Source organism: Dolichospermum circinale AWQC131C, from assembly GCF_000426905.1.
In the GTDB taxonomy this organism is placed as follows: Bacteria; Cyanobacteriota; Cyanobacteriia; order Cyanobacteriales; family Nostocaceae; genus Dolichospermum; species Dolichospermum circinale.
Genome location: NZ_KE384639.1, coordinates 1 through 201 on the forward strand (window position 1 = coordinate 1; position 201 = coordinate 201).

The following is a 201-nucleotide window of genomic DNA, read 5'->3' on the forward strand; positions in this document are numbered from 1 at the left end:
TTTCGTCCCTCAGTGTCAGTCTCGGCCTAGCAGAACGCCTTCGCCACCGGTGTTCTTCCTGATATCTACGCATTTCACCGCTACACCAGGAATTCCTTCTGCCCCGACCAAACTCTAGCTTTGTAGTTTCCACTGCTTTTATCTAGTTGAGCTAGACTCTTTAACAGCAGACTTTCAATGCCACCTACGGACTCTTTACGC

General features: G+C 49.3%; 1 rRNA gene (only partly in view). It reads right to left on the reverse strand.

What is annotated here, in order from left to right:
* Positions 1–201: ribosomal RNA gene (locus tag ACIR131C_RS0117900) — 16S ribosomal RNA — on the reverse strand; its annotated part runs 520 nt beyond the window's last position; the annotation flags it as partial.